We start from the raw sequence: 5,243 nt of genomic DNA on the forward strand, positions 1-5,243 counted from the left end.
TGCGCTGCCCCGATGGCGAGGTGGCCTGCATCGATTTTGAGGACGACCCCGCCGCCGTGCTGCCGCTGGCGGTGTGCCATGTGCGCGATGCGCTGTGTTACGCGCATTCCACCGCGATTTACCTGCATGCCAGCGGTACGCTGACCGAGGGGCGCGAGCGCTGGGCGGCGTGGGTGGCGCAGGGCAGCGCGGAGATGCGGGAGGTGCTGGCCACCAGTGTCCGGCGGATGGGGTGGATGCGGAATCTGCCCACCAATCGCAAACTGGGGCGGGATTTGCAGCGGGTGCGGGCGGCGTATGACCTCTTGGCTCAAGGCTAGATCAACCAGTAGGTTGGGTTAGCCGCTGGCGTAACCCGACAGGCCATGCCCGTGGAAGAAAACGTCGGGTTAGACCGCGCTACCCCAACCTACGCTAGCCACAGCCAGGCAGCAACCCCCAAGCAGCCCACCGACAGCATCACAAAAATCCAGTAGAGGCCGGGAATGCCCCCCACTGCAGTGATTTCGTTCGATTGCGCGCCCTCCTGCTCGGCGCGCGACAAAGGATCCACACCAACCGCCCGAACGGAAGATGGCGGTATGGCCCAGACTTTGTGGCCGGATGTTCGGTTGAACTGAAACGCATCAAAAGCGAGGTAGGCGAAGAAGCCCGAGAGGACAAGAAAACCCAACGGCCCCATACCGATCCTTGCAGCAGAAACTGATCAATGCGTGATCAGGCCACCGCCGTGGCGGGCGCCTCTTCCAGCACCAGCGCAGTCGCCACATCCGCCCCCAGGTTCACCAACCGCTTGCGCATGCAGATCACCGCCTTGTCCTTGCTCAGCAAAATTGCCCGGTGCGCCGCCGCCAGGTCGATGAACTTCTGGTCGTCCGCGTCCTTGCACACGTAGGCCACCTTGGGTGCGATGTCCACCAGACGTGCCTGCGCATCAAACGCGGCCAGCACCTGTGCGGCACTCACGCGGTAAAAGTTCATGCGCTCAACGATGTGCGGGTATGCCAGCACGCGCTCCAGCTCGTCGCGCATGACCTGCGTGGCGATCCAGGCCAGGCGACCCTGGGCCAGCAGCGTGCGCAGGGGGACGGTGCGCGGGTCGCTGAAAATCAGCAGGTCCAGCGCCACATTGGTGTCCACCACCACGGGGCGAGCGGGCTCGTCTGCTAGCGCCTCTGCGGGCAGTCGCAGCTCAACCTTCATGGCGTGGGCCGCCGTCGGGGGCAGGCTTGGTAGCCCGGTCGCGCACAGCACCCTTGATCATGTCGAAGCGGAACATGCGGCATTCGATGGGGCCGTTCCACATGGGCACGCGGCGCGATTCCTTCAGGCGCATCTTGCCGGGCAGTTTCAGGTCGGGCGTGAGCATCCAGGCGGTCCAGCCGCTGTAGTTCTTCTTCCAGTGGGTTGCCAGCTGGCTGAAGAACTCACCGCCGTCTTCGGTCTGCGCCTCTTCGCGGCCCACGGCCATGCCCTGGGCGCGGTCGGCGGCGCGCTCGCTGGCGTTGCGGCCGGCGCTACCTGCGGCAGCAATGCGCTCGCCGTAGGGTGGGTTCAGCAGCATCACGCCGGGCTGGTCGCAGGGCGGCATGCGCTGCAGGGCGTCGCCGCCGCGCAGCTGCACGGCCTCGGCCACGCCTGCGCGCTCGGCATTGCGCTGCGCAAAATCGACCATGCGGAAGGCCACATCACTGCCAAAAATGGGCACTGCGCTGGTCTGTATTGCGCTTTCAGCTTCGTTTTTAATAGCGCCCCAGACATGCGCCTGGAACGGCAACAGCTTCTCGAACGCAAAACGCCGCAACATGCCCGCCGGGATGCGGCAGGCGATCTGTGCGGCCTCGACCACGATGGTGCCGCTGCCGCAGCAGGGGTCGTACAGGGGCTGGGGGTTGTCGCCATGCGGGTCCCAGCCACTGGCGGCGATCATGGCGGCGGCCAGGGTTTCCTTGAGCGGCGCGTCGCCCTTATCCTCGCGCCAGCCGCGCTTGAACAGCGGCTCGCCCGAGGTGTCGATGTAGATCGTGGCCTCGTCGGTGGTCAGGTGCAGGTGAATGCGCACATCGGGCCACTGGGTGTTCACGTCGGGCCGCACGCCGCTCTTGTGGCGGAAGCGGTCGGCCACGGCATCTTTGACCTTGAGGCCCGCAAAGTTGAGACTCTGCAGCGGGCTGTGCTGGGCCGTCACCTCGACCTTGAAGGTCTGGCGCGTGGTGAACCAGACCTCCCAGGCCACCTCGCTGGCCATGTTGTAGAGGTCGTTCTCAGACCGGTAGGGGCGGTGCGCCAGCTGCACCAGAACGCGCTGGGCCAGGCGGCTGTGCAGGTTGAGCTGCATGGCCTGGCGCCACGAGGCCCGCAGCAGCACGCCACCCCGGCCCACCAGCAGGTCTTGCCCCGTGAGGCCGGTGATGCCATGCACCTCGTCGGCCAGAAAGCCCTCGACGCCCGCGGCACAAGGGAGAAAAAGTTGGAGTTGGTTCATGTCGATGGGGAGGATACGCGCTCGGACAATGCGTGGGAATCCGGCGTGCCTGCGCGGGCCAACAGCAGCTGACGGATGGAGTCAGGGATGGGAGCAACCTTGCGGCTGGCCTTGCCGATGAAGACGATGCCGATCTTGCCGCGCGCCACCTCGCGGCCTGAGGTCTTCTCGGTCATGCAAAAGACCAGGTCAAACCCATAGCGGTTGAAATCCGCTGGCGCCATCTCCACCCGCATGGTCTCGCCATGGAAACCTTCGGACTTGTACTGCGCCACGATGTCGCCGACCACGATGGACAGACCGCCCACATCGGCCTCGGGGTATCCCAGCGACTGAAAAAAGCGCACGCGCGCTTCAGACACTAGGCTGAGCAACTGCGCGTTGTCAAGATGCCCGCCCTGGTTCACGTGGCTGATGTAGATCTGCAGTTCGGTCGCAAAGCCGAAGTGCGGTGGGAGGTCGAAGACGATGCGGGCCATGGTGGGCAGCGGTGGGCAATACGGAAACAACAGAAAAGGCTGCGGCAGCGCAGGCGCACCGTGCGCCAGCTGCCGGAGCGACTACAGCGCCTTGCGCAAATTCGCCGGCGCGATCTTGAGCGCCTCGCGGTACTTGGCCACGGTGCGGCGTGCGCATTCGATGCCCTGCTCCTTGAGCATCTCGGCGATCTGGCTGTCGGACAGCGGCTTGGCCGGGTTTTCGGCGGACACGAACTGCTTGATCAGTGCGCGCACGGCCGTGCTGGACGCATTGCCACCGGTCTCGGTGCCCAGGCCAGAGCCAAAAAAGTACTTCAGCTCGTAGGTACCGATCGGCGTGGCCATGTACTTGGCCGTGGTCACGCGGCTGATGGTGGACTCGTGCAGACCCAGTTCGTCGGCGATGTCGCGCAGCACCAGGGGGCGCATGGCCAGCTCGCCGTGGGTGAAGAAGTTCTTCTGGCGCTCGACGATGGCGCGCGAGACGCGCAGGATGGTGTCAAAGCGCTGCTGGATGTTCTTGATGAACCAGCGCGCCTCCTGCAGGCGCTGCTGCATGCCCTGGTGGCCTTCGCCGCCCTTGTGGCCACGCAGCGCGCCAGCGTAGATGTCGTGCACGCGCAGACGGGGCATCACGTCGGGGTTGAGCTGCACGATGAAGTTGTGCTGGCCGTCCCGCCCGTTGGCGCGGCCGGCTTTGCGCACGATGACGTCGGGGATGATGATATTGCGCTCTACGTCGGCAAAACGACGGCCAGGGCGAGGCTCCAGGCGGGCGATGAGTGCCATGGCAGACCGGGTGCGTTCTTCTCCGGCCACGCCACCTTCGCTGCACAGCTGCGTCAGGCGGCGGATGTCGCGGCGGGCCAGCATCTCCAGCGGCTGCTGACAGATGCGCAGCGCGGTCTGCACGGTCTCGGGGTCGGCGTCGCTGTCTTCGTCGGCCGCCAGCGCGGTGAGCTGCAGCGTCAGGCATTCGGCCAGGTTGCGCGCGCCCACGCCCACGGGCTCCAGGCTCTGCAGCAGGCGCTGGGCCACGGTGAAGCGGTGCACCAGTTCTTCGATCTGCTCCAGATCGTCGGGCCCGGCCAGGCTGGTGGCGAGTTCTTCCAGAGGCTCTTCGAGGTAGCCGTCGTCGTTCAGCGATTCAATGAGAAAACGCAGCGCGGCCGTGTCCACTTCAGACAGCCGCAGCGACAGTGCCTGGCGGTGCAAAAAGGCGGTGAGCGATTCGTGCGAACGGGCCAGCTCGGTGGCGTCGGCCTCGTCGCCTTCCGCATCGTTGCGGGTGCGCGCCGGGGCGTCGCCACCCCACTCGGCGTCGTTGGGCGCCATCTCAACGGTGCCGTCGCCGCTCCAGTCGGGCTCGTCAGCGCCTCCACTTGGGATTTCAGCCTCGTTTTGGCTCTCAGCGCTAGTACTACTTGCGCTGACAGCTCCTGAAAACATAGCATCATCAGCGCTGTAGTCGTCGGCCTGCGCGGGCGTGTCGGCGGCTTCCAGGCCAAACTCCTCGCGCGGTGCTTCGTCGGCGTTGCGTTCGAGGAACGGGTTTTCGTCGAGCATCTGCTCGACTTCCTGCGAGAGTTCGAGCGTGGACAACTGCAGCAGCCGGATGGACTGCTGCAGCTGGGGGGTCAATGCAAGGTGCTGCGAGACGCGCAGCGACAGTCCAGGCTTCATCACATGCGGAAATGCTCGCCCAGGTACACGCGGCGTACTTCGGCGTTGTCCACGATCTCGGAGGGCGTGCCCTGCGCCAGCACGCGGCCGTCGCTGATGATGAAGGCGTGGTCGCAGATGCCCAGCGTCTCGCGCACGTTGTGGTCGGTGATGAGCACACCAATACCGCGTGCCTTGAGGAAGCCGATGATGCGCTGGATCTCGATCACTGCAATCGGGTCGATGCCGGCAAAAGGCTCGTCCAGCAGGATGAAACGCGGCTGGGTGGCCAGGGCGCGGGCGATCTCGACGCGGCGGCGCTCGCCACCGGACAGCGCCAGCGCGGGCGAGGCACGCAGGTGGTCCACACGCAGCTCTTGCAGCAGTGCCGTCAGGCGCTCTTCGATGGCGTCGCGCGACAGCGGCTGGCCGTCATCGGCGCGCTGCAGTTCCAGCACCGCACGCACGTTTTCTTCGACGGTGAGCTTGCGGAAGATCGAGGCTTCTTGCGGCAGGTACGACAGACCCAGCCGCGAGCGGCGGTGGATGGGCATGTGGGCGACCGAGTGGCCGTCGATGCGAATATCGCCGGCATCGCTGCGCACCAGGCCCACGAT

General features: G+C 65.7%; 6 protein-coding genes and 1 pseudogene. 1 reads left to right on the forward strand and 6 read right to left on the reverse strand.

The features are described from left to right. Positions 1–320 (forward strand): annotated as a pseudogene (locus tag DBR23_RS30520) (hypothetical protein); the annotation flags it as partial. An 89-nt stretch (positions 321–409) separates the two neighbouring features. Here the strand turns inward: DBR23_RS30520 and DBR23_RS11060 are convergent. From DBR23_RS11060 to lptB, 6 genes are all read right to left on the reverse strand, one after another. Then, positions 410–682 (reverse strand): hypothetical protein, encoded by a 273-nt coding sequence (locus DBR23_RS11060; protein WP_108498273.1) that lies wholly within the window; start codon positions 680–682, stop codon positions 410–412. A 35-nt stretch (positions 683–717) separates the two neighbouring features. Further along, entirely contained in the window at positions 718–1,203 is a 486-nt protein-coding gene (locus DBR23_RS11065) for a putative toxin-antitoxin system toxin component, PIN family (protein ID WP_108498274.1), read from the reverse strand. Beyond that, positions 1,193–2,485: a class I SAM-dependent RNA methyltransferase gene (locus tag DBR23_RS11070; RefSeq protein WP_108498275.1), complete on the reverse strand. Its 1,293-nt coding sequence runs from the start codon at positions 2,483–2,485 to the stop codon at positions 1,193–1,195. Before DBR23_RS11070 ends, DBR23_RS11065 begins: the two co-directional genes overlap by 11 nt. Further along, positions 2,482–2,964, reverse strand: a complete 483-nt coding sequence (locus tag DBR23_RS11075) for a thioesterase family protein (protein ID WP_099731911.1) — start codon at positions 2,962–2,964, stop codon at positions 2,482–2,484. Before DBR23_RS11075 ends, DBR23_RS11070 begins: the two co-directional genes overlap by 4 nt. An 81-nt stretch (positions 2,965–3,045) precedes the next feature. Next, positions 3,046–4,647: an RNA polymerase factor sigma-54 gene (locus DBR23_RS11080; protein WP_108498276.1), complete on the reverse strand. Its 1,602-nt coding sequence runs from the start codon at positions 4,645–4,647 to the stop codon at positions 3,046–3,048. Then, the coding region (gene lptB / locus DBR23_RS11085) for an LPS export ABC transporter ATP-binding protein (RefSeq protein ID WP_233250396.1) at positions 4,647–5,243 on the reverse strand (597 nt) is incomplete at its 5' end. The genes lptB and DBR23_RS11080, both read right to left, overlap by 1 nt.

The sequence above is a fragment of the Acidovorax sp. HMWF018 genome (assembly GCF_003061035.1).
GTDB classification, from domain to species: Bacteria; Pseudomonadota; Gammaproteobacteria; order Burkholderiales; family Burkholderiaceae_C; genus Acidovorax; species Acidovorax delafieldii.

Excerpts from the sequence above, each read along its gene's own strand:
- DBR23_RS11075 (WP_099731911.1), bottom strand. The coding sequence starts at position 2,964 with ATGGCCCGCATCGTCTTCGACCTCCCACCGCACTTCGGCTTTGCGACC.
- DBR23_RS11070 (WP_108498275.1), bottom strand. The coding sequence starts at position 2,485 with ATGAACCAACTCCAACTTTTTCTCCCTTGTGCCGCGGGCGTCGAGGGC.
- DBR23_RS11080 (WP_108498276.1), bottom strand. The coding sequence starts at position 4,647 with ATGAAGCCTGGACTGTCGCTGCGCGTCTCGCAGCACCTTGCATTGACC.
- DBR23_RS11060 (WP_108498273.1), bottom strand. The coding sequence starts at position 682 with ATGGGGCCGTTGGGTTTTCTTGTCCTCTCGGGCTTCTTCGCCTACCTC.
- DBR23_RS11065 (WP_108498274.1), bottom strand. The coding sequence starts at position 1,203 with ATGAAGGTTGAGCTGCGACTGCCCGCAGAGGCGCTAGCAGACGAGCCC.